The 24,620-nt window shown below is 67.4% G+C and carries 22 protein-coding genes and 1 pseudogene; 8 read left to right on the top strand and 15 right to left on the bottom strand.

Annotation, left to right across the window (positions count from 1 at the left end):
• Nucleotides 1-76: 76 nt before the first annotated feature.
• From AWC06_RS08575 to mqo, 7 genes and pseudogenes are all read right to left on the bottom strand, one after another.
• Nucleotides 77-1,666: an MFS transporter gene (locus AWC06_RS08575; RefSeq protein ID WP_085196368.1), complete on the bottom strand. Its 1,590-nt coding sequence runs from the start codon at nucleotides 1,664-1,666 to the stop codon at nucleotides 77-79.
• A 23-nt stretch (nucleotides 1,667-1,689) separates the two neighbouring features.
• Nucleotides 1,690-2,906, bottom strand: a pseudogene (cobA, locus tag AWC06_RS08580) (uroporphyrinogen-III C-methyltransferase).
• Nucleotides 2,903-4,270 (bottom strand): cobyrinic acid a,c-diamide synthase CobB, encoded by a 1,368-nt coding sequence (locus AWC06_RS08585; RefSeq protein WP_085196372.1) that lies wholly within the window; start codon nucleotides 4,268-4,270, stop codon nucleotides 2,903-2,905. Before AWC06_RS08585 ends, cobA begins: the two are co-directional and overlap by 4 nt.
• Nucleotides 4,267-4,881, bottom strand: coding sequence for a cob(I)yrinic acid a,c-diamide adenosyltransferase (gene cobO, locus AWC06_RS08590; protein WP_085196373.1), 615 nt, complete (start codon nucleotides 4,879-4,881; stop codon nucleotides 4,267-4,269). The genes AWC06_RS08585 and cobO overlap by 4 nt, the downstream gene beginning before the upstream one ends.
• 21 nt (nucleotides 4,882-4,902) lie before the next feature.
• Nucleotides 4,903-6,717 carry a magnesium chelatase subunit D family protein gene (locus tag AWC06_RS08595; RefSeq protein WP_085196375.1) on the bottom strand — a complete coding sequence of 605 codons (1,815 nt, stop codon included), beginning with the start codon at nucleotides 6,715-6,717 and terminating at the stop codon, nucleotides 4,903-4,905.
• Nucleotides 6,714-7,208, bottom strand: a complete 495-nt coding sequence (locus AWC06_RS08600; RefSeq protein WP_085196377.1) for a GNAT family N-acetyltransferase — start codon at nucleotides 7,206-7,208, stop codon at nucleotides 6,714-6,716. The genes AWC06_RS08595 and AWC06_RS08600 overlap by 4 nt, the downstream gene beginning before the upstream one ends.
• On the bottom strand, nucleotides 7,205-8,635 hold the full coding sequence (mqo, locus tag AWC06_RS08605) for a malate dehydrogenase (quinone) (protein ID WP_085196379.1): 1,431 nt from the start codon (nucleotides 8,633-8,635) through the stop codon (nucleotides 7,205-7,207). Before mqo ends, AWC06_RS08600 begins: the two co-directional genes overlap by 4 nt.
• A gap of 63 nt (nucleotides 8,636-8,698) precedes the next feature.
• Here mqo and AWC06_RS08610 point away from each other — a divergent pair, with 63 nt between their 5' ends.
• Both AWC06_RS08610 and mtr read left to right on the top strand, forming a co-directional pair.
• Nucleotides 8,699-9,712, top strand: coding sequence for an alpha/beta hydrolase (locus AWC06_RS08610; RefSeq protein WP_085196381.1), 1,014 nt, complete (start codon nucleotides 8,699-8,701; stop codon nucleotides 9,710-9,712).
• A gap of 5 nt (nucleotides 9,713-9,717) precedes the next feature.
• The gene (gene mtr / locus AWC06_RS08615; RefSeq protein WP_085196612.1) at nucleotides 9,718-11,097 is read left to right on the top strand and encodes a mycothione reductase; all 1,380 of its coding nucleotides are present in this window, start codon (nucleotides 9,718-9,720) and stop codon (nucleotides 11,095-11,097) included.
• Here mtr and AWC06_RS08620 read toward each other — a convergent pair.
• Entirely contained in the window at nucleotides 11,080-11,568 is a 489-nt protein-coding gene (locus AWC06_RS08620; protein WP_227371041.1) for a Fur family transcriptional regulator, read from the bottom strand. The genes mtr and AWC06_RS08620 overlap by 18 nt on opposite strands.
• A gap of 48 nt (nucleotides 11,569-11,616) precedes the next feature.
• Between AWC06_RS08620 and AWC06_RS08625 the strand changes: the two genes are divergently transcribed.
• The 6 genes from AWC06_RS08625 to AWC06_RS08650 all read left to right on the top strand — a co-directional run bounded on the left by AWC06_RS08625 (nucleotide 11,617) and on the right by AWC06_RS08650 (nucleotide 18,052).
• Nucleotides 11,617-12,732: an alkaline phosphatase family protein gene (locus tag AWC06_RS08625; protein ID WP_085196383.1), complete on the top strand. Its 1,116-nt coding sequence runs from the start codon at nucleotides 11,617-11,619 to the stop codon at nucleotides 12,730-12,732.
• Nucleotides 12,733-12,863: 131 nt separating this feature from the next.
• Nucleotides 12,864-13,982 carry a Nickel transporter NicT gene (gene nicT, locus AWC06_RS08630; protein ID WP_085196616.1) on the top strand — a complete coding sequence of 373 codons (1,119 nt, stop codon included), beginning with the start codon at nucleotides 12,864-12,866 and terminating at the stop codon, nucleotides 13,980-13,982.
• Between the two features lie 223 nt (nucleotides 13,983-14,205).
• Nucleotides 14,206-14,505: a PE family protein gene (locus tag AWC06_RS08635; RefSeq protein ID WP_085196385.1), complete on the top strand. Its 300-nt coding sequence runs from the start codon at nucleotides 14,206-14,208 to the stop codon at nucleotides 14,503-14,505.
• 10 nt (nucleotides 14,506-14,515) lie between these two features.
• On the top strand, nucleotides 14,516-15,709 hold the full coding sequence (locus AWC06_RS08640; RefSeq protein ID WP_085196387.1) for a PPE family protein: 1,194 nt from the start codon (nucleotides 14,516-14,518) through the stop codon (nucleotides 15,707-15,709).
• A gap of 639 nt (nucleotides 15,710-16,348) precedes the next feature.
• Nucleotides 16,349-17,410, top strand: coding sequence for a PPE family protein (locus tag AWC06_RS08645; protein WP_085196389.1), 1,062 nt, complete (start codon nucleotides 16,349-16,351; stop codon nucleotides 17,408-17,410).
• A gap of 18 nt (nucleotides 17,411-17,428) precedes the next feature.
• A complete protein-coding gene (locus tag AWC06_RS08650; protein WP_085196391.1) occupies nucleotides 17,429-18,052 on the top strand; it encodes a DedA family protein in 624 nt (207 codons plus the stop codon).
• Here AWC06_RS08650 and AWC06_RS08655 read toward each other — a convergent pair.
• From AWC06_RS08655 to AWC06_RS08685, 7 genes are all read right to left on the bottom strand, one after another.
• Nucleotides 18,034-18,813, bottom strand: coding sequence for a 3-oxoacyl-ACP reductase (locus AWC06_RS08655; protein ID WP_085196393.1), 780 nt, complete (start codon nucleotides 18,811-18,813; stop codon nucleotides 18,034-18,036). The two genes, AWC06_RS08650 and AWC06_RS08655, sit on opposite strands and share 19 nt — an antisense overlap.
• Nucleotides 18,810-19,577, bottom strand: coding sequence for a gamma-glutamyl-gamma-aminobutyrate hydrolase family protein (locus AWC06_RS08660; protein ID WP_372458089.1), 768 nt, complete (start codon nucleotides 19,575-19,577; stop codon nucleotides 18,810-18,812). The genes AWC06_RS08655 and AWC06_RS08660 overlap by 4 nt, the downstream gene beginning before the upstream one ends.
• A complete protein-coding gene (locus AWC06_RS08665) occupies nucleotides 19,543-20,898 on the bottom strand; it encodes a glutamine synthetase family protein (protein WP_372458083.1) in 1,356 nt (451 codons plus the stop codon). The genes AWC06_RS08660 and AWC06_RS08665 overlap by 35 nt, the downstream gene beginning before the upstream one ends.
• Nucleotides 20,895-21,446, bottom strand: coding sequence for an alpha/beta hydrolase (locus AWC06_RS08670; RefSeq protein WP_085196620.1), 552 nt, complete (start codon nucleotides 21,444-21,446; stop codon nucleotides 20,895-20,897). The genes AWC06_RS08665 and AWC06_RS08670 overlap by 4 nt, the downstream gene beginning before the upstream one ends.
• 183 nt (nucleotides 21,447-21,629) lie before the next feature.
• Nucleotides 21,630-23,132: a cobyric acid synthase gene (locus tag AWC06_RS08675; protein WP_085196396.1), complete on the bottom strand. Its 1,503-nt coding sequence runs from the start codon at nucleotides 23,130-23,132 to the stop codon at nucleotides 21,630-21,632.
• Nucleotides 23,133-23,151: 19 nt separating this feature from the next.
• Nucleotides 23,152-24,009, bottom strand: a complete 858-nt coding sequence (map, locus tag AWC06_RS08680; RefSeq protein WP_085196398.1) for a type I methionyl aminopeptidase — start codon at nucleotides 24,007-24,009, stop codon at nucleotides 23,152-23,154.
• Nucleotides 24,010-24,029: 20 nt separating this feature from the next.
• Nucleotides 24,030-24,605, bottom strand: a complete 576-nt coding sequence (locus AWC06_RS08685) for a DUF1707 SHOCT-like domain-containing protein (protein WP_085196400.1) — start codon at nucleotides 24,603-24,605, stop codon at nucleotides 24,030-24,032.
• Nucleotides 24,606-24,620 lie beyond the last annotated feature (15 nt).

Below are 24,620 nucleotides of genomic sequence, written 5' to 3' on the forward strand. Positions count from 1 at the left end.
AGACTGCGTCAGGGGCGGGGTTCTTGCCGCTTTGACGACCGTGAGCGCAGTTTCGACGGCGTTATGGCGCCTGGGACTACAGCTCTCCCGCGTCGATGGCTTGCTGGACTTCCTGGGCGTGAGCCACTTGCTTGGCGCTGTACCCGATGAGCAGGGCCACGCCGCCGGTCAGGACCGCCACGCCCGCCACCCACAGCAGGCCGTAGGTGTAGCCGTGGTCCAGGGCATGCAATTGGGCGGCGTTCATGTTCTTCACCGGTCCGTTGGTGCCGCCCAGATACAGGGTGCGCGATGTGATCACGGCCTGGATGACGGCCAGCACCACCGGCCCGCCCAGGTTCTGCAACATCAGTGCGATCGCCGAGGTGGGACCGATCCGGTCGAACCCGACGTCGGTGATCGCCGAGAGCACCAGCGGGACGATGATCATGCCGATACCGATCCCGCCGAGGCTGATCAGCACCACCAGGGTCGGGAAGTACGGCATGCCGCGGTCGAGCGTCGAGCCGTACAGCATTGCGCCCAGCACCAGGATTCCGCCACCGATCACCACCACCCGCGGCGGGAACCATGACACCAGTTGCGACGAGACGCCCAGGCCGATGCCCATGGCGATGGTGAACGGGATGAAGCCGACGCCCGCGCGCAGCGCGCTGTAGCCCATCAGCTCCTGCACATACAGGCCGATCAGCACGATCAGCGTGAACAGCACACCGCCGGCCAGGAAGATGGCCACGAACGTGGCCAGCCGGTTGCGGTCGAAGAACAGATCGAACGGCACGACGGGGTTTTCCGCGGTGCGCTCGACGACGGCGAACGCCAGGAACGCGCAAAGGGCCACCAGCCCCGAGCCGATCGTCGTCACCGAGATCCAGCCCTTTTCCGGGCCCATCGAGAAGGCGAACACCGCGGCGGTACAGGTCAGCGTCGCCAGGAATGCCCCGGTGGCGTCCAGCTTCATCCGCTCCTTGACGGTTTCCCGCAGCGTGGTGCGAGCCAGGTAGATCATCACCAGCCCGATCGGCACGTTCACCAAAAACGCCAGCCGCCACGACACCTCGGTGAGCGCCCCGCCGACCACCAGCCCCATCACCGAGCCGACACCGGCCATTGCGCCCAGGACCGCCGTTGCCGCATTGCGCGCCGGTCCCTTCGGGAAGGTGGTGGCGATCAGCGCCAGGCCAGTCGGTGTGGCGATCGCGGCGCCGACGCCCTGCAGCAGCCGCGCGGTGACCAGGGTGGGGTCGTCCCAGGCGATGCCGCACAGCGCGGAGGCGATGGTGAACAGCGTGACGCCGACGATGAACGTGCGCTTGCGGCCGATGGTGTCGCCGAGACGTCCGCCGAGCAGCATCAACCCGCCATAGGTCAGCACGTAGGCGGTGATCACCCAGCTGCGTCCGGCGTCGGACAGGCTCAGCTCGTTTTGAATCTTAGGAAGCGCGACGATCGCGATGGTGCCGTCCATGGTGCCCATCAGCTGCATGCCGCAGATGGCAATCACGGCGGCGATGAAGCGCCATGACGGCGTCCAGGTCGGAAAATACCTGGTAATCGGGTTCAAGGCGGTCTTTTCTGAGTGCACGGGGGCCATTTCGACTGTTCGTTCGGAGGGTTCAGTCGTCCGGTTTTGGACAGCCCGCTCTGCATCGTTGAGAGCCGTCATAACGGGCCACCCTACAGTAAACCTTAAGAATTGTTTAAGCTCCGAAGGCCGCCACCGCGCCGATGACGATGATCGCGGGCGGGCGGATGCCCTCGGAACGGATCTTCTCCGGGGCGTCGGCGAGGGTGGCCCGCAACGTTTGTTCTGCGGCCGTCGTGCCGTGCTGAACCACCAGCACCGGCGTATCCGCAGGTCGGCCCCCTTTCAGCAGGGCCTCGGTGAAAAGCTCGATGCGCTCGACGGCCATCAGCAAAACGATGGTGCCCGACATCGCCGCGAGTGCGTCCCAATTCACTAACGATTCGGGGTGTCCCGGCGCGATATGACCACTGACCACCACAAACTCGTGATTCACCGACCGGTGCGTGACCGGGACACCCACCGAGGCGGGCACCGCTATGGCGCTGGTCACACCGGGCACCACGGTGACCGGAATCCCGGCGTCGGCGCATGCCAGCACCTCCTCGTAGCCGCGGGCGAAGACAAACGGATCACCGCCCTTGAGGCGCACGACGAACTGGCCGGCTTTCGCCCGCTCGATCATGACCGCGTTGATGGCGTCCTGGGCCATCGCCCGCCCGTAGGGGATCTTGGCGGCGTCGATCACCTCCACGTGCGGGGGCAGCTCGGCGAGCAGTTCCGGTGGCGCCAGCCGGTCGGCGACGACGACGTCGGCGTGAGCGAGCAGACGGCGCCCGCGCACGGTGATCAGCTCGGGATCGCCCGGTCCGCCGCCCACCAGCGCCACCCCACCGCGCACGACGTCGTCGCTCTCGACGCCCTCCGGGGTGATGACGCCCTGCTGCAAGGCCTCGCGGATCGCCGAGCGGATCGCCGCCGAGCGGCGGTGTTCGCCGCCGGCCAGCACGCCTACCGACAGCCCGGCGTAGTCGAACGAGGCGGGGGTGACGGCGCTGCCTTCGACGGCAATGTCGGCGCGGACGCAAAAGATTCGCCGCCGGTCGGCTTCGGCGACCACCGCGGCGTTCACCTCCGGGTCGTCGGTGGCGGCGATCGCATACCAGGCGCCGTCGAGATCGCCGTCGTGGTAGTCGCGCAGCGACAACGTGATTCGGCTCATCGCCTCGACCGCGCGGGTGGCCGAACGCGTGATGACGTGCACGTCTGCCCCGCTGGCGATGAGCAGTGGAAGCCGGCGCTGGGCGACGGTGCCGCCGCCGATCACCACGACCTTTTTGCCGGCCAGCCGTAACCCGACCAGATAGGCGTTCTCGGTCACCGGGTGAGTCTAGAGGCTTTGGTAGCGGCGTGCGCGACGAAGCGCGCCACCGTATTCGGCGCCGCGGCCGGATGGGTGTGCAGGTACGCGGCGTGCACACCGCGGTGCACGGCACCGTCACGCTCGCCGTCGGCATACACCCATGCCGGCTGGTAGTCTTCGGTGAATTCTATTGCGGTGCGGTGAAATTCGTGTCCGACGATACGTTGGCCGGCATCGCAGAGCGATGAATCGGTCACCGCGACCGCCTCGCGATAGCCCAATGTGAGGTGCTCGGTGAAGCGGGCAGTTCCGTTCAGCACGCCGCACATCGGGTGCCCGTCGAGTTTGGAAACCAGATACAGCAGCCCGGCGCATTCTGCATGGACCGGAGCCCCGGCGGCGGCCAGCGCATTGATCTGGCGGCGGGCCGCGTCGTTGCCGGACAGTTCGGCGGCGAACTGCTCGGGGAATCCCCCCGGCAGCAGCACCGCGTCGGTGCCGTCGGGCAGGGGGTCGACGAGCGGATCGAATTCGGCCAGGTCGGCACCCGCCGCGCGGGCCAGCTCGGCATGTTCGGGATAGCCGAAAGTGAACGCCTTTCCGCCGGCCAGCGCGACGGTGACCGCTGCGCGTTCGACGTCCTCGATCGCGGCCGACGGGTCCCATGGCTGATCGGTGACGCGGGTGCGGGCGAGCCCGAACACGGCGCCGACGTCGACGTGGCGGGCGATCAGCGCCGTCATGGCTTCGACCGCGTGGTGGGCACGGCGATCGTATTCCAGTGCGGTCACCAGGCCGAGATACCTTGCCGGTACTTCTAATTCGTCTCGCCGCGGGATGGCGCCCAGCACCGCGACACCGGCCTGCTCGCATGCCTGGCGCAACACCTGCTCGTGTCTCGCCGAGCCGACGCGGTTCAGCACGACACCCGCGATGCGGATGCCGGTTTCGAACGTCGAAAACCCGTGTAGCAGCGCGGCGATGCTCTGGCTCTGCCCGCGGGCATCGACCACCAGGATGACCGGGGCGCTCAGCAGAGCCGCGACATGTGCGGTGGACCCAGGCGCCGGCGTTGTCGCATGCGTGTCGATGCGCCCGTCGAAAAGGCCCATCACGCCTTCGACCACGGCGATGTCCGCACCGGCGGAGCCGTGCGCATACAACGGACCGATCAGGTTCTCCCCCACCAGAACCGGGTCCAGGTTGCGGCCGACGCGGGCAGCCGCGAGCGCGTGATACCCCGGGTCGATGAAGTCAGGGCCGACCTTGAACGGCGCGACGGTGTGGCCGGCCTGCCGCAGTGCACCGATCAGACCCGTTGCGACAGTGGTCTTTCCGCTGCCCGACGCCGGTGCGGCGATCACGACTGCGGGAACGCTCACCATTCGATGCCTTTTTGGCCTTTGCGCCCGGCGTCCATCGGGTGCTTGACCTTGGTCATCTCGGTGACCAGATCGGCGGCCTCGACCAGCCGCTGCGGGGCGTCGCGACCGGTGATCACCACATGCTGGCTGCCGGGGCGGGCGAGCAGGGTATCGACCACGTCGTCGACGTCGATCCAGCCCCACTTCAGCGGATAGGTGAACTCGTCGAGCAGGTAGAAGTCGTGCTGTTGAGTGCTCAGCCGACGTGCGATCTCGGCCCAGCCGTCGGCGGCTGCCGCCGCGTGGTCGTCCTCGCTGCCCGTCTTACGCGTCCAGGACCATCCGGCGCCCATCTTGTGCCATTCCACCGGCCCGCCCACACCGTGCTCGTCGTGCAGCTGCCCGAGCGCCCGGAACGCCGCCTCCTCGCCGACCTTCCACTTGGCGCTCTTCACGAACTGGAACACCGCGACGTTAAGCCCGGAGTTCCACGCCCGCAAGGCCATTCCGAATGCTGCGGTGGATTTGCCCTTGCCGTCACCGGTGTGCACGGCCAGCACCGGCGCGTTGCGCCGGGTCCGGGTGGTCAGCCCGTCCTCGGGAACCGACAGCGGACGGCCCTGTGGCATAAGCGGTTACCTCTCGGCGGTTCAGGCCGCGCTGCGCACGGCCTCGGTCAGATAATCGGCCCGCAAATGCTCCAGGCGCACCGTTGGTGCGCGAAGCTGGGCGGCCAGCTGCTCGGCCAACCCAAGCCGCACATACGATGTTTCGCAGTCGACGACCACCGCGGCCGTGCCCTCGGCGACCAGCAGCGCCGCCGCGGATCGACTGCGGCCCAACGGATCCGGCCCCGCGGTGGCCCGGCCGTCGGTGAGCACCACGACCAGGGGCCGGCGCGACCGGTCGCGGGCCTTCTCGCGGAGCACAAGTTCGCGGGCGGCGAGCAGACCTTCGGCCAGCGGCGTCTTACCCCCGGTGTCAAAGCGCGCCAGCCGGCGCCCGGCGATGTGCGCCGACGTCGTCGGCGGCAGGAGCACCTGCGCTTGTTGTTGCCGGAAAGTGATCACCGCGACCTTGTCGCGTCGCTGGTAGGCGTCGCGCAACAGCGACAACGTGGCGCCGCTGACGGCGGCCATCCGGTCGCGGGCCGCCATCGAGCCGGATGCGTCGACGACGAAGATGACCAGGTTGCCTTCTCGGCCCTCGCGCACGGCGCGGCGCACATCGTCCGGGCGCAGCCGTAACGGGCCGGCTGTTTGTGCGTTTTCGGCGGCGGCCAACACAGTGCCGAACAGGTGCAAGCCGTGACCGGCCGAGCTTTCACCGGTGGCGGCCACCGCGCTGCCGGCTGCGTTGCGGGCCCGCGACCGCCGGCCCGGCGCACCGTCGCCCACACCGGGCACCGTCAACGCGCGGGTACGAAATGGGGCGGACGGCGGTGCGCTGGGCTGCGGCGGTCTCGGCGCTGAATGTGAATTCGGTTGGGAATCAGTGTCTTTGGCGCTCAAACCGCCGCCCGGCGGGTCGGGATCGGGTTCAGGGTCGCTATCTGTTTGCGCCAGTGCGGCGTTGAGTTGCTCGTGGTCGATGCCGGGGTCGTCGAACGGGTCACGGCGACGCCGATGCGGCAGCGCCAGCTCGGCCGCCACTCGGATGTCCTGTTCTTCCACCATGCCGGAGCCGCGCCAAGCCGCGTGGGCGACCGCAGTACGGGCGACCACCAGATCGGCGCGCATGCCGTCGACATCGAACGCGGCGCACAGCGCCGCGATGCGACGTAACTCGTTGTCCGGCAACACGACGTCGTCGACGAGCACGCGAGCGCCGGCTATCCGGCGGGCCAGCTCGGCGTCGTCGGCGGCATAGCGCGCCGCGAAGGCGTCCGGGTCGGCCTCGTAAGCCATCCGCTGCCGAATGACCTGCGCCCGCACGTCGACGTCCCGCGAGGCGTGCACATCGACGGTGAGCCCGAAGCGGTCCAGCAGCTGCGGGCGTAACTCGCCCTCTTCCGGGTTCATCGTGCCGATCAACACGAACCGGGCCTCGTGCGAATGCGAGATCCCGTCGCGCTCAACGTGCACCCGGCCCATCGCGGCCGCGTCGAGCAGCAAGTCGACAAGGTGGTCGTGCAGCAGGTTGACCTCGTCGACATAGAGCACGCCGCCGTGCGCGCGGGCCAGCAGCCCCGGTGAGAAGGCATGCTCGCCGTCGCGCAGCACGCGCTGCAGATCCAGCGAGCCGACCACCCTGTCCTCGGTGGCACCGATGGGCAATTCGACCAGGCGCGCTTCGGTGTTCGCGGTTGACAGCAGTGCGGCCAGCCCCCGCACGGCCGTCGACTTCGCGGTGCCCTTCTCGCCGCGGATGAGAACCCCGCCGATCTCGGGGCGCACCGCGGACAAGATCAGCGCCAGTCGCAGCTGCTCGTGACCGACGATCGCGCTGAACGGGAAGGGTTTCACGGCGATGTGCCCCCGCGAGCGGGTGGTACCCCCACCGTACCGGTCCCGGGCTTCAGCATCGGCACATGCGGAATGCCGTCTTCGACGAAGTCGTCGCCGTCGCGGACGAATCCGTGCCGGGCGTACATGTCGGCCAGATAGACCTGGGCGTTGATCCGGCACGGGTAGTCGCCCACCTCTGCCAACGCCGCTTGCAGCAGTCTGGTGGTGTGGCCTTGTCCGCGGGCGCCGCGTTTGGTGCACAGCCGACCGATCCGGAACGCCTTCTCGCCGCCGGCGTGCTCCTCCATCAGCCGCAGCGTGCAGATCACTTCCCCATCGGGGGATTCCAGCCAGAAATGTCGCGTTTCGGCGAACAGGTCGCGCCCGTCCAGCTCGGGATACGGGCAGGCCTGCTCGACGACGAAAACCTCGACCCGCAGCTTGAGCAGCTCGTAAAGTGTCGGCGCATCAAGGTCTTTGGCCCATGCGCGGCGCAACGCAATGGTCATAGCCCCAGCACCTTGCTGCCCCACGTCCACACCTCCTCGAATAGTGCCGGCTCACGCGACAAGGTTGCGCCCAACGACGGCACCATCTCCTTGAGGGTAGGCAGCCAGGCCTGATACCGGTCGGGAAAGCAGCGATGCAGCACGTCGAGCATGGCCGATACCGCCGTGGACGCCCCCGGCGACGCCCCGAGAAGACCGGCGATGCTGCCGTCGGCGGCGCTGCACACCGTGGTGTCGAACTCGAGCCTCCCCCGGCGGATCACCTGCACGCGTTGGCCGGCCACCGTCGGCTCCCAGTCGGAGTCCTCCGCGCTGGGCGCGAATTCCCGCAGCGTGTCGACGCAGGCGGGTTGGGCCAGCTGCAGTTGACCGATCAGGTAAGTGACCAGTTTGAGCTGGCTGATACCGGCGGCGAGCAGTGACACCAGGTTGGCCGGTGTCACCGAGCGTGGCAGGTCGGTGATGCGGCCCTGTTTGAGGAACTTCGGCGACCAGCCCGCGAACGGCCCGAACAACAGCCAGGGCTTGCCGTGCACGATCCGCAGGTCCAGATGCGGCGCCGTCATCGCCGGGGCACCGGGCGCGGGCAGACCATACACCTTGGCGCGGTGTGCCCCGACGATCGCAGGATTGCCGCTGCGCAGGAATTGGCCGCCGATCGGAAACCCACCGAATCCCTTGATCTCCCCGATGGCGGACTTCTGTAACAGCGGAAGCGCCCCGCCGCCCGCCCCGACGAAGACGAATCGCGCTCCGAGCCGGCGGTTTTCGCCCGTGCGGCGATTGCGGATCGTCAGCGTCCAGCTGCCGTCGCGCTGCCGGGAGAGGTTGCGCACCTCGTGTCCGAACAGCGCAGTGGTGCCATTGCGCACGGCGTAACCGATGAGCTGCCGGGAGAGCACGCCGAAGTCGACGTCGGTGCCGTCGGCGACCCAGTCGAGTGCCACCGGTTCATGCAAGTCGCGTCCGGCGGCCATGAACGGCAGCCGGCGGGCGAACTCGTCGGAGTCGTCGATCAATTCGGTGCGGGCGAAGAGCGGGTTGGCCGCCAGCGCCTGTCGGCGGCGCCGCAGGTAGCCGACTTGTTCGGTGCCCTGCGCGAAGCTGACATGCGGAATCGGGTTGAGGAAGCTGCGCACGTCGGAGAGGATGCCGCTTTCCACCGCGTAGGCCCAGAACTGACGGCTGACCTGAAACTGCTCGTTGACGCGCACGGCTTTTTCCGGGGTGTAGAACAGCTCGCACAGCCCGGAATGTCCGGTACCGGCGTTGTTCCACGCGGCGCTGCTCTCAGCCGCGGCGGCGTCGAGCCGTTCGACCAGGGTGATCGACCAGTCCGGCTCGAGACGCCGCAGCAGCGCACCCAACGTGGCGCTCATGATGCCCGCTCCCACCAGCGCGACGTCGACCTTTGCCGTTTTGGTCATCGGTCATCAGGTTATCGGCAGCGGTCACAAGGCACGCTTTGAGCTGGCCTCTAAGCTGGCACCGTGACTGGCTGGCAGCCCGATGTCCTGCCCGGTTACTGGCAGCTCACCATCGGCCTGGGCGCCGATCCCGACGGCGAGGGCGATATCTTCGCGACACTGCTTCGCCGCGGCCGGGAAGATGATGCCGCTGCGGCTTCCCACGCCGTGCTGGCGGTGCACGGATACACCGACTACTTCTTCCACACCTCGCTGGCCGATCACTTCGCCCGTCGCGGGTTCGCGTTCTACGCGCTGGACCTGCGTAAATGCGGGCGGTCGTGGCGGCCCGGCCAAACCCCGCACTTCACCACCGACCTGGCCCGCTACGACACCGAACTCGACCGCGCTCTGGCCGTGATCCGCGAGCAGACCGATTCGGCCCAAGTACTGGTGTACGGCCATTCCGCCGGGGGATTGATCGTGTCGCTGTGGCTGGATCGGCTACGAGAGCGCGGCGCGACCAGGCGCGCGGGCGTCGGCGGCCTGGTCCTCAACAGCCCGTTGCTGGACCTGCCCGGCCATGCGATCCTGCGGTGGGCGTTGACCTCGGCGCTGATCGCCGCCGTTGCGCGGGTGGCCAAATTACGCGTGGCGCGAGGGCCGGGCCAGGGTGGCTATGGCGCCAGCCTGCATCGCGACTATCACGGCGAGTTCGACTATGACCTGCAGTGGAAACCGCTGGGCGGCTTCCCGATCACCTTCGGCTGGCTGCATGCGGTCCGGCGCGGTCAGCTGCGACTGCATCGAGGGCTGGATGTCGGTGTGCCGAACCTGATTCTGCGCTCGGATCACAGCGTGACCGAGACCGCAGACCCCGTCGGCCTGCAATGCGGCGACGCGGTTCTCGACGTCACACAGATCGCGCGGTGGGCCGGCTGCATCGGTAACCGCAGCACCGTCGTTCCGATCATCGACGCCAAACACGACGTGTTCTTGTCGATGCCGCAACCGCGGCAGGTGGCCTACGACAAACTGGATACCTGGCTTGACGACTACCTCGGTGCGTCGGCACCGGCAACGTCCGGGAAGGGATGACGCCCGTGGAGACTTACGATCTGGCAATCATCGGAACCGGTTCGGGCAACAGCATTCTCGATGAACGCTATGCCGGGAAACGAGTGGCGATCTGTGAACAGGGCACCTTCGGCGGCACGTGCCTCAACGTGGGCTGCATCCCCACGAAGATGTTCGTCTACGCCGCCGGGGTCGCCGACACCGTGCGCACCGCGGCCCGCTACGGCGTCGACGCGCACATCGACCGAGTGCGTTGGGATGACATCGTCTCGCGCATCTTCGGGCGGATCGACCCGATTGCGATCGGCGGCGAAGATTATCGGCGGGCCGCGCCCAATATCGATGTCTATGACCGGCATACCCGGTTCGGGCCGGTGCAGCCGGACGGCCGCTATCTGCTGCGCACCGACGACGGGGACGAATTCACCGCCGATCAGGTGGTGATCGCCGCGGGATCACGACCGGTGATCCCGCCGGCCATCCTCGACTGCGGAGTTGACTATCACACCAGCGACACCATCATGCGGATTGCGGATTTGCCCGAGCATCTGGTGATTGTCGGAGGTGGTTACGTAGCAGCCGAATTCGCGCATATCTTCTCCGCGCTCGGTGTCCGGATCACCTTGGTGATCCGTGGCGGCACCCTGCTGCGGCAATTGGATGACACCATTGGCGAACGGTTCACCCGCATCGCATCGGCGAAATGGGAAATGCGGTTCCGGCGCAACGTCATCGGCGCGCACCGCGAGCGGTCGGGCATCGTGCTGGAACTCGACGACGGCTCAAGGCTGCCCGCGGACACCGTGCTGGTGGCCACTGGGCGGATTCCCAACGGCGACCTGCTGGACGCCGAGCAGGCCGGGATCGACGTCGACGGCACTCGGGTAGTTGTTGACGAATACCAACGAACTTCAGCACGTGGTGTTTTCGCGCTCGGCGATGTGTCGTCACCGTATGAGCTCAAGCATGTGGCCAACCACGAAGCGCGCGTTGTGCAGCACAATCTGCTCTGCGACTGGGACGACACCGAAGCGATGGTGGCCACCGACCACCGCTACGTCCCCTCCGCGGTGTTCACCGATCCGCAGATCGCCAGCGCGGGGTTGACCGAGAATCAGGCTGTCGCAAAGGGCTTCGATGTCTCTGTGGCGGTTCAGGACTACGGGGACGTCGCTTACGGCTGGGCCATGGAGGACACCTCCGGCATTGTCAAGCTGGTCGCCGAGTGCGGGACCGGGCGGCTGCTCGGTGCGCACATCATGGGGCACCAGGCGTCGTCGATCATCCAGCCGCTGATCCAGGCGATGAGCTTCGGTCTCTCTGCCCAGCAGATGGCGCGCGGCCAGTACTGGATTCACCCGGCGTTGCCGGAGGTTGTCGAGAACGCGCTACTCGGATTGTCCTGATGGGGTCTGGCTGTTGGACTGGCACCGCGGGCACAGGCCGTGCAGGGTGAGACCGGCGTGCTCGGACAGCGCGAAGGAACTGCCCGCCATCGCATGTTCCAGTGCCGAGGTGAGCCGTCCGGCGGGCACTTCGATGATCGACCCGCATCGTGTGCACACCGCGTGATGATGCGGCTTTGAGGCCAGCCCGTACGTGGCGACACCGCTCTCCAGGGTCAGCGCATGCAGCACACCTTGGTCGACGAGGGTGGTCACTGTGCGGTAGATCGTCGCAAGATCCGGCGGCTGATCCTCGTCGGGCAGGCACTCATGCACCCGCTGATCGATCTCGGCGACCGACAGGTGACCCTGGACCGGCTCGAGCACCGCCAACACGGCTATCCGCGACGCCATTCGCCGTAGCCCGTGGGCGCGCAGCAACTCGCCGATCCGTTCCGTGACGGCGGGATCCAAAGCCAGCGGCCTAGCCACCCACCCAGTATTGCGCAGGATGCTCGGCACGACTGCCAGACTGACGTCATGCCCTCCATCTGCGATGTGCTGCCGAGCGCGGCCGCAGTGCTCTCGGCCGCGGGCGCGGTCGACACATTGGGGTTGACCGAGCGGATCGGCGACGTGCGTCGGGTGGCGGTCATGCTGGTCGACGGTATGGGCTGGCACCTGCTGCCGGAGTTGTGCGCCGATGCACCGCTGCTGGCCACGGTGCTGGCCGGTGACGCTGGACGGCTCGACGAACTCGCCTGCACCTTCCCCTCGACCACACCGACGAGCCTGGTGTCCTTGGGAACGGGGGCCACACCGGGCGAGCATGGCATTCTCGGCTTCACCGTCAAGCTCCCCGACGCCGACCGGGTGCTCCCCCACATCATCTGGCGCGACGATCCGCCGGCGGCCCAATGGCAGCCTGTCCCAACGTGGTTCGAGCGGTTGCATCGGGCTGAAGTCAGCGCCCGCGCCGTGCTGCCCGCGCCGTTCATCGGCAGCGGCCTCACCGAGGCGGCGTACCGCGGTGCGGAATTCCACGCGACGACCACCGGCGAGGACTATGCGGCCAGGGTGGCCGAGCAACTGCGGGCGGCGCCCGGGCTGGTCTACGGCTACACCGCTGAACTCGACACCGCGGCGCATCTGTTCGGCATCGGGTCGCCCGAGTGGCACGCCGCGGCCGCCCGCGTCGACGCGCTGCTGACCCGACTGGTCGAGGCGTTGCCGTCGGATGCCGCGCTGCTGGTCACCGCCGACCACGGCGGTGTGAACGTGCCGGCGAACTCACGGATCGACCTTGACGCCGACCCTCGGCTCAGTGCGGGAATACGCGTGGTGGCCGGCGACCCGCGAGTGCGCTACCTGCATACCGACCCGGGCGCCGCATCTGACGTGCTCGCCGCCTGGACCGAGCTGTTGGACGGGCGCGCCGAGGTCCGCAGCCGCGACGACGCGGTGGCCGCCGGGCTGTTCGGGCCCGTGCACCCGGACCACCTGGCCCGGATCGGGGACGTCGTCGTCAGCTGCATCGGCGACGCGGCCGTACTGGCCACCGCGCACGAGCCACCCGAGGTGGCCAAGCTCGTCGGCTTCCACGGCGCGGACACGCCAGCCGAGATGGCGATCCCACTGATCACCTTCCGGGGCTGACTTGGGCAAACACCGGACACAAAGGCTCTTCCTGCGAAATACTTGCAGAATTCCTGCCAATCGTCTGCATGACGTTTCCCAGTGGTTTACCCTCGTCTGCGGTCGGGATTCTATTCCGGATGGGACGCGACATGGCCGCTGAGGAACTCAGCCGCCAATCCTCATCGTGGTCTCGGCTGCGGGGGGCTTTAGCACCCGACGAGTGGATACGGCTTGGCTCGATGCTCGCGCTGATCGTCGCCCTGCACGTAATCGGTTGGGCCACATTGGTGCTCGTCGTCGAGCCCGCCCACCTCAGCGTCGGCGGCAAGGCTTTCGGCATCGGCATCGGGCTGACGGCATACACGCTGGGGCTGCGCCATGCATTCGACGCCGACCACATCGCCGCGATCGACAACACCACCCGCAAGCTGATGAACGACGGGCAGCGGCCGCTTGGCGTCGGGTTCTTCTTCTCACTGGGCCACTCCTCGGTTGTCTTCGGGTTGGCACTGCTGATCGCGATCGGGGTCAAGGCGATCATCGGGCCGGTCGAGCAGGATTCGTCGGCGCTGCACCACTACACCAGCTTGATAGGCACCAGCGTTTCCGGTGTATTCCTGTACCTGCTCGCGATCATCAACGTGGTGATCCTCGTGAACATCCTGGGCGTGTTCACGAGGATGCGCCGCGGGGTCTACGACGAGGCAGAGCTCGAGGCGCAGTTGAACAACCGCGGATTGCTCAACCGCTTCCTCGGCCGGTTCACCAAATCGGTCACGGCGTCCTGGCACATGTATCCGGTCGGCTTGTTGTTCGGCCTGGGATTCGACACGGCCACCGAAGTCGCGCTGCTGGTGCTGGCGGGTACCAGCGCCGCCGCCGGCCTGCCGTGGTACGCCATCTTGTGTCTGCCCGTGTTGTTCACCGCGGGGATGTGCCTGCTGGACACCATCGACGGCTCGTTTATGAACTTCGCCTACGGCTGGGCGTTTTCCAATCCGGTGCGCAAGGTCTACTACAACCTCACCATCACCGGCCTGTCCGTCGTTGTCGCTCTGCTCATCGGCACCGTCGAACTGCTGGGTTTGCTCGCCGATCAGCTCGGCTGGAGCGGCGGATTCTGGACCTGGATCGGTGGCATCGACCTCAACGCCATCGGTTTTCTCATCGTCGGCCTGTTCGTGGCGACTTGGGCTGTGGCCCTGCTGGTCTGGCGATACGCACGTATCGAGGAGAAGTGGATGGGGCAGGCCGAACGCGTCGGCTGAAACGCGTCGCAAAACCGGCTTGGATTCACGACAAGCCGCGCGCACCTCCGAACCCGAGTCGGGTTGGACGCCGGCCCGCGTCGATACACCCGCGACAATTCGATGGCCGTCGCTAACTAACCGGTCCCGGCGCTGCGCCAAGCCATTTAGCACACACGTCTGCAACCTGCGACGTGTGCGGTTGGCGTGCGCCCTCTGACAGATCAACCGAAGGAGCAGTCCAATGTCATTCGTCAGTACCGTACCGGAAATGCTGTCCGCAACAGCGGAAGATCTGCAAGCTGTCGGCTCGGCGGTAAGTGCCCAGAACGCGGTCGCATTGGCCCCGACCACCGGGCTGATCCCGGCCGCCGCCGATGAGGTATCCGCCTTGACCGCAATGCAATTCGCTGCGCACGCCCACATGTATCAGGCGGTGAGCGCACAGGCCGCCGCGATCCACCAGGCGTTCGTGGCTGTCTTGGCGACAAGTGCCGGTTCCTATGCGGCCACCGAGGCCGCCAACGCGATCGCCACGAGCTGAGGAGTGAGCGATGGATTTCGCAGCACTACCGCCGGAAATCAACTCCGCGCGCATGTATGCCGGTCCCGGCTCGGGGCCGATGATCGCCGCCGCGGCCTCCTGGGACGGCCTGGCCGCCGAGATGTCCACGGCCGCAGGTAATTATCTGTCGTTGGTCTCCAACCTCACCAGCGGTCCGTGGCGAGGTCCGGCATCCGCGTCGATGGCGGCCGCCGCCACTCCCTATGTGGCGTGGATGGGGATGGCCGCCGCCCAGGCCGGGCAGACCGCCAGTCAGGCGAAAGTGGCTGCCGGCGCGTATGAAACCGCGTTCGCAATGACCGTGCCACCTCCGGTGATCGCGGCCAACCGAACGTTGTTGATGTCGTTGATCGCCACCAACTTTCTCGGTCAGAACACTCCCGCTATCGCGGCGACCGAAGCGCACTATGCGGAAATGTGGGCTCAGGACGCCGCTGCGATGTACGGCTATGCCGGATCCTCGGCGGCCGCATCCGCGTTGCCGCCGTTTACCCAGCCACCGCCGACCACCACCGTCGCGGCACCGGCTGTGCAAGCCGCCGCGGTCACCCAGGCGGTTGGGACAGCGACCCCGACAACCGTGTCGCGGCTGACCTCCGCAATCCCGCAGGCACTGCAAGGGCTGGCCTCGCCGTCGTCTGCCTCGTCGACGTCGGGACTGGGCGGGATCCTCGGAGTGTTGTTTCCCGATGGCCTGCTTGGTTCGGAGGGCCTGGGGTTGAACGACAACCTTTGGAACACCATCTTTTCGTCCGGGTTCTATATGCCGGGCAACTGGATCGGTACCCTCTCCGAAATCCCCGGGCTTCTTGGAGCTGAGGCCGCGGGTGAGGGCGCTGTGGCCGAAGGTGCGGCGGCCGCCGAGGGGCTCGGTGGCGCGTTGACAGCTCCGATGGGCGGACTGGGCGGCCTCGGCGGCGTGTCCGCAGGTCTGGGCCAGGCAGCCACCATCGGCCCACTGTCGGTGCCACCGGCATGGGCGCCGGTCACGCCGACGGGTGCGGCCGGCGCGGCGCTGCCCGGGCCCACGCTGGGCGGAGTGCCGCCAGGCAGCGCGGGCGGGCCGGGAAGCCTGCTCGGCGGAATGCCACTTGCGGGCCCGACCGGCCATGGCATGAACGGTGTCGCGCCCCGATACGGATTCCGCCCGACGGTGATGGCCCACCCGCCGTCGGCCGGGTAGCCTGCAGCGCTACCCCGCAAACCCGAGCGCGCGCTGCTACAGTTGGGCCACTGTGAGTTACAGCGGCGCACGCGCGCCGTCACGGGCGCGAACGGTCATCGCCATTGCTGCGGCGGCAATCATGCTCGTCGCCATTGCCGGGTGCTGGCTGCTGCGGTTCGAGCGCGCGACATCCGACCCGGGCTCGCTGACATCGGTTAGCGCCGTTCACAGCGACGACGCACAGCTCGATCACGCGTCGTCACCTACCAGCCATACGCCGTTCAAATCCGCAGGCATATTCCGCAATCGGCCACCGACTCAGTCTCGCTTCCTGCCGCCACCGGAGTCGTCACCATCGCCGACTTCGATGCCGACTGTGTGGTCCTGGCGCGACAGCACGCAGCCCCGCGCCCCTGCCGCGGATCATTCCGGGCGAAATCTCTTGACGCAGTTCTGTATCGCGCGTCGCTGATCGGTCAGCACCGAGCCGTTGTGTGTCGCCATGACGGCCGGTGAACGCTGACCAACGCCATCAGCCTGTGCCGCGGCACGACTTCCGGTGCCCCCGCACGCGCAGCGTTGGTCTGTAGTTATCGGAACCCGCCTATCCGGCGTTCCGCCAACGTCACTATGACCGACCAAAGGATGTGTATAGCAATGGATTACGGGATGTTGCCCCCTGAAATTAACTCTGCCCGAATGTATTCCGGTCCCGGGCCCGCGTCGCTTCTGACCGCTGCGTCAGCCTGGAACAAGTTGGCCACCGAGCTGGCCTCGGCGGCGGTCTCCTACTCTGCGGTGATCGCTGGTCTGACCAGCTCGTCATGGCAGGGTCCGTCGTCGGCCTCGATGGCGACCGCGGCCGCGCCCTACGTGGCGTGGCTTCACACCGTCGCCGCGCAAGCCGAGGAGTCGGCCACCCAGGCCAATGCCGCAGCCGGCGCCTACGAAGTGGCGTTTGCGATGACGGTGCCGCCGCCGGTGATCGCGGCCAACCGCGCTCAGTTGATGTCTCTGATCGCGACCAACGTCCTGGGTCAAAACGCCCCGGCGATCGCGGCCACCGAGGCTCACTACGGCGAGATGTGGGCGCAGGATGCCGCCGCGATGTACGGGTATGCCGGCGCCGCCGGAGCCGCCTCGACATTGACGCCGTTCACCGAGCCGCCGACCGCCACCAACCCGGAGACGCAGAGCCTCGCGTCGCCGTCGCCGTCTTCCACATCGCCGATATCAGCCGTTAATGCGTTGAATACGCTTGCGATGCCGCTTCGGAATGCCGCGTATTTGGCGACTACGCCCATAACGGCGATGAATTCGCTGAATTCGATGGCGAAATCTATGGGTTCGACGACCGCCGTAACCGCTTCAGGCGTCAAAGCGGCGGGCTCCGGGATGACGGGCGGACTCGCTTTGACCGCATTGGGCTCAGCACCAGCCTTGGGCGGAGGCGGCGCGGCGGTGTCCGCGGGCATAGGCAGGGCGGTTTCAATCGGTCCGTTATCGGTGCCGCAAGCCTGGACCGCAGTCCCCGCCGCCGCGAGCCCAGCCGCCGCGGCGTTGCCGGCAACCAGCGTCGGCGTCGCCCCGGTGACGGGGTCGGCAGGTGTACCACCCCTGATGCCGATCACGAGTATGGCCGGGCGCACCGCCAACGGTGCGACGCCGCAATACGACATGCGCCCCAGCGTGATCCCGCGCTCACCGTCCGCCGGCTGACCCCTGGAGTCGACAGCTATGCAACAGTTCATCGTGAGCTACAGCTACCTCGCCGTATTCGTGCTCATGGCAGCCGAATCGGCTTGTATACCAATACCTTCGGAGCTGATCATGCTGTTCGGTGGGGCGTTGGCGGCTCCGGCCATACCCGGTGCCCACCCCAACGTCATTCTGATCGTCGTGGCAGGCGTAGCGGGCAATGTCGTCGGCAGTTACATCGCATGGGCGGTCGGACGTTACGGCGGTCAGGCCGCCTGGCACCGCTGGGGCCGCTATATGTGGCTCGGCGCCGACGATCTTGACCGCGCCGAACGCTGGTTCGCCCGCTACGGTGCACCGGCGGTGTTCATCGGCCGGCTGCTGCCGGCGGTGCGCACCTTCATCTCGCTGCCCGCAGGCATCTCCGCGATGCCGCCGATCCGGTTCGGCGTCTACACCGTTGCCGGCTGCATCCCGTGGACCGCGGCGCTGGCCGGCGCGGGCTATGCCCTCGACCGCGATCCGAAGACCATTGCGGAGGCGTTGCACGGCCCCGGCTGTGCGATTTCCGGCCTCATCGGAATACTCGTTCTCGCCGGGTTGGCCGTGTTCTTCCGCCGTCGCCGTGCCGACCGGCGTGCCGCCTACAGCGGGGTGACGTAGGCCGCGCTGATGCCGCCGTCGACCAAAAACGTCGACGCGGTGATGAACGACGCGTCGTCGCTGGCCAAAAACGCCACGGCGGCGGCGATTTCGTCGGCCTCGGCGAAGCGACCCATCGGCACGTGCACCAGCCGTCGTGCCGCACGTTCGGGGTCCTTGGCGAAAAGCTCCTGCAGCAGTGGCGTATTCACCGGGCCGGGGCACAGCGCGTTGACGCGGATGCCCTGCCGGGCGAACTGCACACCGAGCTCCCGCGACATCGCCACGACCCCGCCCTTGGACGCAGTGTAGGAAATCTGCGAGGTGGCCGATCCCATCACCGCGACGAATGATGCGACGTTGACGATCGACCCCGCGCCCGCGGACGCCATGTGTCGCAGCGCCGCGCGGCAGCACAGGTATACGGATTTCAGGTTGACGTCTTGCACCCGCTGCCACGCCGGCAGATCGGTGTTCTCGATCAGCTCGTCGTCGGGTGGCGAGATCCCGGCGTTGTTGACCGCGATGTCCAGCGATCCGTAGGTGTCCGCCGCGGTGTCGAAGAGCCGATAGACCGCGGCTTCGTTCGAAACGTCCACCTCGACAAACAAACCGCCCAGCTCGTCGGCGGCGGCGGTGCCGGTGCGCCGGTCGATATCGCCGACGACGATGGTGGCTCCTTCGGCGTGCAGCCGCCGCGCCGCGGCCAGGCCGATGCCGCCACCGCCGCCGGTGACGACGGCGATCTTGCCGGCGAGCCGTCGGCTCAAATCCACACTCATCTGCTCACCCGTCCGCCGGCGTATGTCCGGGCCGCCTCCACGATCGCCCCGAACAGCCGCAGGTCGTCGAGACTCTCCTCCGGATGCCACTGCACCGCGAGCACGAAGCCGTCCCCGGGCAGCTCGAGCGCCTCGACCACGCCGTCGCCGTCCCACGCGCTGACGATCAGGCCTTGGCCCAGCTCGGCGATGGCCTGATGGTGATAGCACCGCGCGTCGACGGACTCGCCCACCAGAGCGGCCAGCCGGGTGCCGGGCACCGTGCGCACCGGCAACGTGGTGAAGACCGCGTTGCCGGCCCGATGCCCGTGGTGGCCGAGGACGTCGGGCAGGTGCTGATGCAGCGTTCCGCCGAGCGCGACGTTGAGCACTTGGGCGCCGCGGCAGATGCCCAGCACCGGCAGCCCGCGCTCGAGCGCCGCGCCCAGCAGCGTGAACTCCCAGGCATCGCGCTGCCGGCCGGGCTCGTCGGTGGCCGGATGCGCCGTCTGGCCGTAGGCGGCGGGGTCGATGTCCTTGCCGCCGGTGATCACCAGGCCGTCCAGGCCGTCGAGCACCCGCTCGGCAATGTCGGAATCCACCGGCTGTGGCGGCAGCAGCATCGCCACCCCGCCGGCGGCGGTGACGCCCTGGAAGTAGGCGGCGGGAAGGAAACCGGCGCGGACGTCCCAAACGCCGGTCTGGGCTTGCTCCAGGTAGGTGGTCAGCCCGATCACCGGCGGGCTCGACCTAGAGGCGCTCAAAGCCACGCACCCTCTCCCAATCGGTGACCGCCGCGTTGAACGCGGCCAGTTCGATCCGGGCGTTGTTCACGTAGTGGGCCACGACGTCGGCACCGAATGCCTGCCGGGCGACGGTCGAGCCCTCGAAAAGGGTCGCAGCCTCGGCAAGCGTGCCGGGCAGCCGTTCGGCGTCGGCAGCTTGATAGGCATTGCCGGTACAAGGCGGTGGCAGCTGCAGGTCGCGCTCGATGCCGCTCAGGCCGCCGGCTATCAGCGCGGCGACGGCCAGGTACTGGTTGACGTCGCCGCCGGGCACCCGGCATTCCACCCGCATGTCCCGGCCGCGACCGACGATGCGCAGTGCGCACGTCCGGTTGTCCAATCCCCACGCCACCACGGTAGGCGCGAAGCTGCGATCGGCAAACCGCTTGTAGGAGTTGATGTTCGGCGCAAAAAACAATGTGAGCTCGCCCAATGTTGCCAACTGGCCCGCGACAAAGCTGCGGAACGTCGGCGACATGCCGTGCGGTTGGCCGTCGTCGGCCAGCACCGCAGAGCCGTCGGCGGTCCGAAGCGACATGTGAATGTGACAGCTGTTGCCTTCGCGTTCATCGTATTTGGCCATGAACGTCAGTGACTTGCCGTGCTGGTCGGCGATCTCCTTGGCCCCGTGCTTGTAGACGCTGTGGTTGTCGCAGGTGATCAATGCCTCGTCGTAGCCGAACACGATCTCCTGCTGACCTCGGTTGCACTCACCCTTGACGCCTTCGCAGCGCAGACCCGCACCCTGCATGTGACGCCGGATGTCGCGCAGCAGCGGTTCGAGCCGGGTGGAAGCCAGCAGCGCGTAGTCCATGTTGTAGTCGCTCGCCGGGGTCAGCCCGCGGTAGCCCGCAGCCCACGCTTGGCGGTACGTGTTGTCGAAAATCATGAATTCCAGTTCGGTGGCGACATAGGCGCGCAGACCGTATTGATTCAGCCGGTCGAGCTGGCGGCGCAGGACCCGACGCGGTGCGGGTTCGACGACGCTGCCGTCGTGCCACATCAGATCGGCCAGCACCAGCGCGCTGCCCGGCAGCCATGGGATGAGCCGCAGCGTCGTCAGGTCCGGCATCATCACCATGTCGCCGTACCCGGTGTTCCAGTTCGACATCGCGTAACCGGCCACCGTGTTCATGTCGACGTCGACGGCGAGCAGATAGCTGCAACACTCGGCGCCGCGCTCGGCCACCTCGTCGGCGAACATCCGCGCCGAGACTCGCTTGCCGGTCAGCCGGCCCTGCATGTCGGTGAACGCAACGATGACAGTGTCGATATCACCGGCGGCGACGCGCTGCTCGAGTTCGGTGCGTGACAGGTTCACCAGGTACTGGTGCGCAGGACGATCTCGGCAGCCAGTTGCGCAGTCGACTCTTGCGCGCTACGCCGTCCCAGCAGTTCCACCACCCGGTAATCGCCGTAGACGAACCGCTGGCTGGCGCGCGCCACCGCGCGCGCGGCCGGGGTGCTGACCAGCGCAGTCGTGTTGATCTCGACCGGCGGGCAGTGCACATCGCGGATCACCCCGGTCAGATCCGCCACCCGCGGATGCCCGCGGTCGATGGCGACCAGACCGGTGAAGCGGTCGAGCCTGGTGGCCGCCAGCTCCCAGGCCAGCTCGCCCCCGACGCGGTCGCCGACCAGCACACCCCAGTTGATGTCGAGCACATCGAGGATGCCGACCACCGACTTCGGCGTCAGGCGTGGGTCGGCGCCCATGACGACGGTCCGCAGCGACGCGGTGTGCAGACGTTCACACACGGCGTCGTATGCGGAGAGCGCCCGCTGCGCGGAACCGAGCACCACCACGACGGAGCCCTGCTCTGGACCGGTTACGCCGACTTCGATGGGAAAGCCATCGACGGTGGTCATCATCGTGGTGGTCGAGGGCACTTCCGCAAGCTACGCCAATTGGCCCGCGCGCGGACCATTTTCGCGGTGTATCTCAGCGCATTTTCAGGACTACGCGTGCTCGCGCTGTAGACCTTACGGCGATAGCAAGAACGGCTATTGTCGAAAACCGGTAACTGGCTGGGGTTCTGAGCGACTGCTCGGCTATCCACGCAGCGCCGCGACGATGTGTGGACGCGGCGGCGGTCCACCGTCCAACAAACCGATGACGGCGTTGATGTCGAGGTGCGCGTCCAATACGTCGGAAACTGCATCCAGTTGGGCGTCACGCCGCGCCGCGACGTCGACGTCGTCGGCCACCACAAAACCGTCCCGGCCGCCGGCGGCGGCGACGACGGTCAGCCACTGCCGGCGGAAATCGTCGTTGTCGAACAGGCCGTGCCAATGGGTTCCGAATACCTGGCCGCGTCGATATCCCTGGACAGATCCGTCCATCCCGAACCATGCGGCCTCCAGGCAACGGGTCACGCGCCCGTGGTGGATCTCGTAACCCTTCAGTGGCCCCGGCGAGCGTCGCAGCACCTTCTCAGGGGCGAACTCGATGTCGACGTCCAGCAGCCCCAAGCCCTCGACGCGGCCCGATCGGCTTTCGACCGGGTCGTCAATTGAGCGGGACAGCATCTGAAAACCACCACAGATGCCCAGCACCGCTCGACCCGACGTGGCATGGGCGACGATGGTCCGGTCCAGGCCGCGGTCGCGCAGCCAGTGCAGGTCAGCGACGGTGGCCTTACTGCCCGGCACCACGATCACATCGACGTCGGCCAGATCGGCGGGTTCGGAAACCCAGCGCACCAGCACGCCGGGTTCACACGCCAGCGCTTCGACATCGGTGGAGTTGGAGATGCGCGGCAGACGCAATGCGCCGACCCGAAGCCATTGCGTGCCGCGCGGAGCCTGCGGGGCGCCCAGAACGCGGTGGGCCAACACCGAGACGGAATCTTCGGCGTCGAGCCAGAGATCGTCGAGGTAGGGCAGCACCCCGTAGGTAGGGCGGCCGGTGAGCGCGGCCAGTTGGCGCAGCCCGGGCTCCAACAGTGCACGGTCGCCGCGGAATTTGTTCACGATGAACCCCGCGACGAGCGCCTGGTCTTCGGGCTCGAGCAGCGCGACTGTCCCGAACAAGTGAGCCAGCAACCCGCCGCGGTCGATGTCGCCGACCAGGATCACCGGCAGGTTTGCCGCCCTGGCCAGCCCCATGTTGGCCAAATCCGTTGCCCGCAAGTTTGTTTCGGCCGGCGATCCGGCCCCCTCGCAAATTACGGCGTCGAATTCCGCACGCAGACTTGATAATTCGTCGGCCACCACATCGAAGAGCCGATCGCGATGCGACCAGTAATCGGTCGCGGTGACCGAGTCGGCGACCCGTCCGCGGATCACCAGCTGCGACGTCGCATCGCTGCCGGGCTTGAGCAGAATCGGGTTGAACCGGATGCTGGGCTGCAGGCCGGCTGCCCGCGCCTGCATCGCTTGCGCGCGGCCGATCTCACCGCCCTCGACGGTGACCGCGGAGTTGTTCGACATGTTCTGCGCCTTGAACGGCGCGACCCGAATACCCTTGCGCGCAAGCAACCGGCACAGCCCCGCGACCACCACCGACTTGCCGGCCTCCGAGCTGGTGCCGGCGACCAGCAGCGCCCCGCTCACGTTGCTATGGCGGCGAAGGCTAGAGGCATGTCAGGATTTCGGCGCCGCTGTCGGTGACCAGCAGGGTGTGCTCGAACTGCGCCGTCCATTTGCGGTCCTTGGTGACCACCGTCCAGCCGTCGTCCCAGATCTCGTAGTCCAGCCCACCGAGGTTGATCATCGGCTCGATGGTGAACGTCATTCCGGGCTCGAGGATCGTGGTGACCGATGGTTGGTCGTAGTGCAACACCACCAGCCCGTTGTGAAACGTGGTGCCGATGCCGTGCCCGGTGAAGTCGCGAACGACGTTGTAGCCGAACCGGTTTGCATACGACTCGATGACACGGCCGACGACCGACAACGACCGGCCCGGCTTGACGGCCTTGATCGCGCGCATCATCGCCTCACGGGTGCGCTCGACGAGCAGCCGGTGCTCTTGGGCGACGTCGCCGGCCAGAAACGTCGCGTTCGTGTCACCATGCACGCCGTCGATGTAGGCGGTGACGTCGATGTTGACGATGTCGCCGTCCTCGATCACCGTCGAGTCCGGGATGCCGTGGCAGATGACCTCGTTCAACGACGTGCAGCACGACTTGGGGAAACCCTTGTAGCCCAACGTCGACGGATAGGCGCCGTGGTCGACCATGTAGTCATGGGCGATGCGGTCCAGTTTGTCGGTGGTCACCCCGGGCGCGACCGCCTTGCCCGCCTCGGCCAGCGCGCCGGCAGCGATCTTGCCGGCGACCCGCATCTTCTCGATCACCTCGGGTGTTTGCACCCACGGCTCGGTGCCCTCGCGTGCGGTCGCCTTGCCGACGTATTCCGGACGCGGGATTGACTTGGGCACCGGCAGCGTCGGGGACAGCACGCCGGGCGAGAGCGCGGTGCGAACAGGCATGTGGCCAGGGTACTGGGGGTTCAGCGCCGATGTAGCAACGAGCGTCGGGGCCCGCGGATGACAACGGAGCCGCACACCACCCGGCCGGTCAACACCACATGCGGGGTGCCCTCGGCGGGTGCGTCCTTCCGGCGGTCGCTGGCACTGCCGACGTAAACCTCGACATCGTCGATCGATGCGCTGGCGCCGTCGGGCAAGCGGATCTCCACTCCACCGAACTTCATGTCGAGCTCGACGACGACCACCGGTCCCGCGAAGCGGGCCCTCACCAGGTCCAGTTCGACCGATCCCATCCGGCGCACCAGCGCCAGCCGGGTCGGCACAGTCCATTCGCCGTGCCGCTTGAGCGAACCGGCCCAGCCGCGCAGCTCGACCCGGTCAGCGGCCGAGGTGACGATCGCCCCTGGGCCGGGCAGATCACCGACCAGGCTGTCCAGCTCGGTGCGTGTCCGGGCGTACGACACATGCGATGAGCGTTCCTCGAACTCGCTGATGTCGATCAGCCCGAGCGCGACCGCATTGTGCAGTCGGCGCAGTGTGCCGTTGCGGTCTGCATCCGAAACCCGCAGCTCGGTCAGTTCGTCTGGGCGCGTCATAGCTGTACCAATCTA

This window comes from Mycobacterium fragae (assembly GCF_002102185.1).
GTDB classification, from domain to species: Bacteria; Actinomycetota; Actinomycetes; order Mycobacteriales; family Mycobacteriaceae; genus Mycobacterium; species Mycobacterium fragae.

Coding starts and splice junctions, on each gene's coding strand:
- cobO (WP_085196373.1), bottom strand. CDS start 4,881: ATGCCACAGGGCCGTCCGCTGTCGGTTCCCGAGGACGGGCTGACCACC.
- AWC06_RS08575 (WP_085196368.1), bottom strand. CDS start 1,666: ATGACGGCTCTCAACGATGCAGAGCGGGCTGTCCAAAACCGGACGACT.
- AWC06_RS08625 (WP_085196383.1), top strand. CDS start 11,617: ATGCCCTCCATCTGCGATGTGCTGCCGAGCGCGGCCGCAGTGCTCTCG.
- AWC06_RS08600 (WP_085196377.1), bottom strand. CDS start 7,208: ATGACCATTGCGTTGCGCCGCGCATGGGCCAAAGACCTTGATGCGCCG.
- AWC06_RS08635 (WP_085196385.1), top strand. CDS start 14,206: ATGTCATTCGTCAGTACCGTACCGGAAATGCTGTCCGCAACAGCGGAA.
- AWC06_RS08655 (WP_085196393.1), bottom strand. CDS start 18,813: ATGAGTGTGGATTTGAGCCGACGGCTCGCCGGCAAGATCGCCGTCGTC.
- AWC06_RS08670 (WP_085196620.1), bottom strand. CDS start 21,446: ATGACCACCGTCGATGGCTTTCCCATCGAAGTCGGCGTAACCGGTCCA.
- AWC06_RS08685 (WP_085196400.1), bottom strand. CDS start 24,605: ATGACGCGCCCAGACGAACTGACCGAGCTGCGGGTTTCGGATGCAGAC.
- mqo (WP_085196379.1), bottom strand. CDS start 8,635: ATGACCAAAACGGCAAAGGTCGACGTCGCGCTGGTGGGAGCGGGCATC.
- AWC06_RS08650 (WP_085196391.1), top strand. CDS start 17,429: ATGCAACAGTTCATCGTGAGCTACAGCTACCTCGCCGTATTCGTGCTC.
- nicT (WP_085196616.1), top strand. CDS start 12,864: ATGGCCGCTGAGGAACTCAGCCGCCAATCCTCATCGTGGTCTCGGCTG.
- AWC06_RS08640 (WP_085196387.1), top strand. CDS start 14,516: ATGGATTTCGCAGCACTACCGCCGGAAATCAACTCCGCGCGCATGTAT.
- map (WP_085196398.1), bottom strand. CDS start 24,009: ATGCCTGTTCGCACCGCGCTCTCGCCCGGCGTGCTGTCCCCGACGCTG.
- AWC06_RS08645 (WP_085196389.1), top strand. CDS start 16,349: ATGGATTACGGGATGTTGCCCCCTGAAATTAACTCTGCCCGAATGTAT.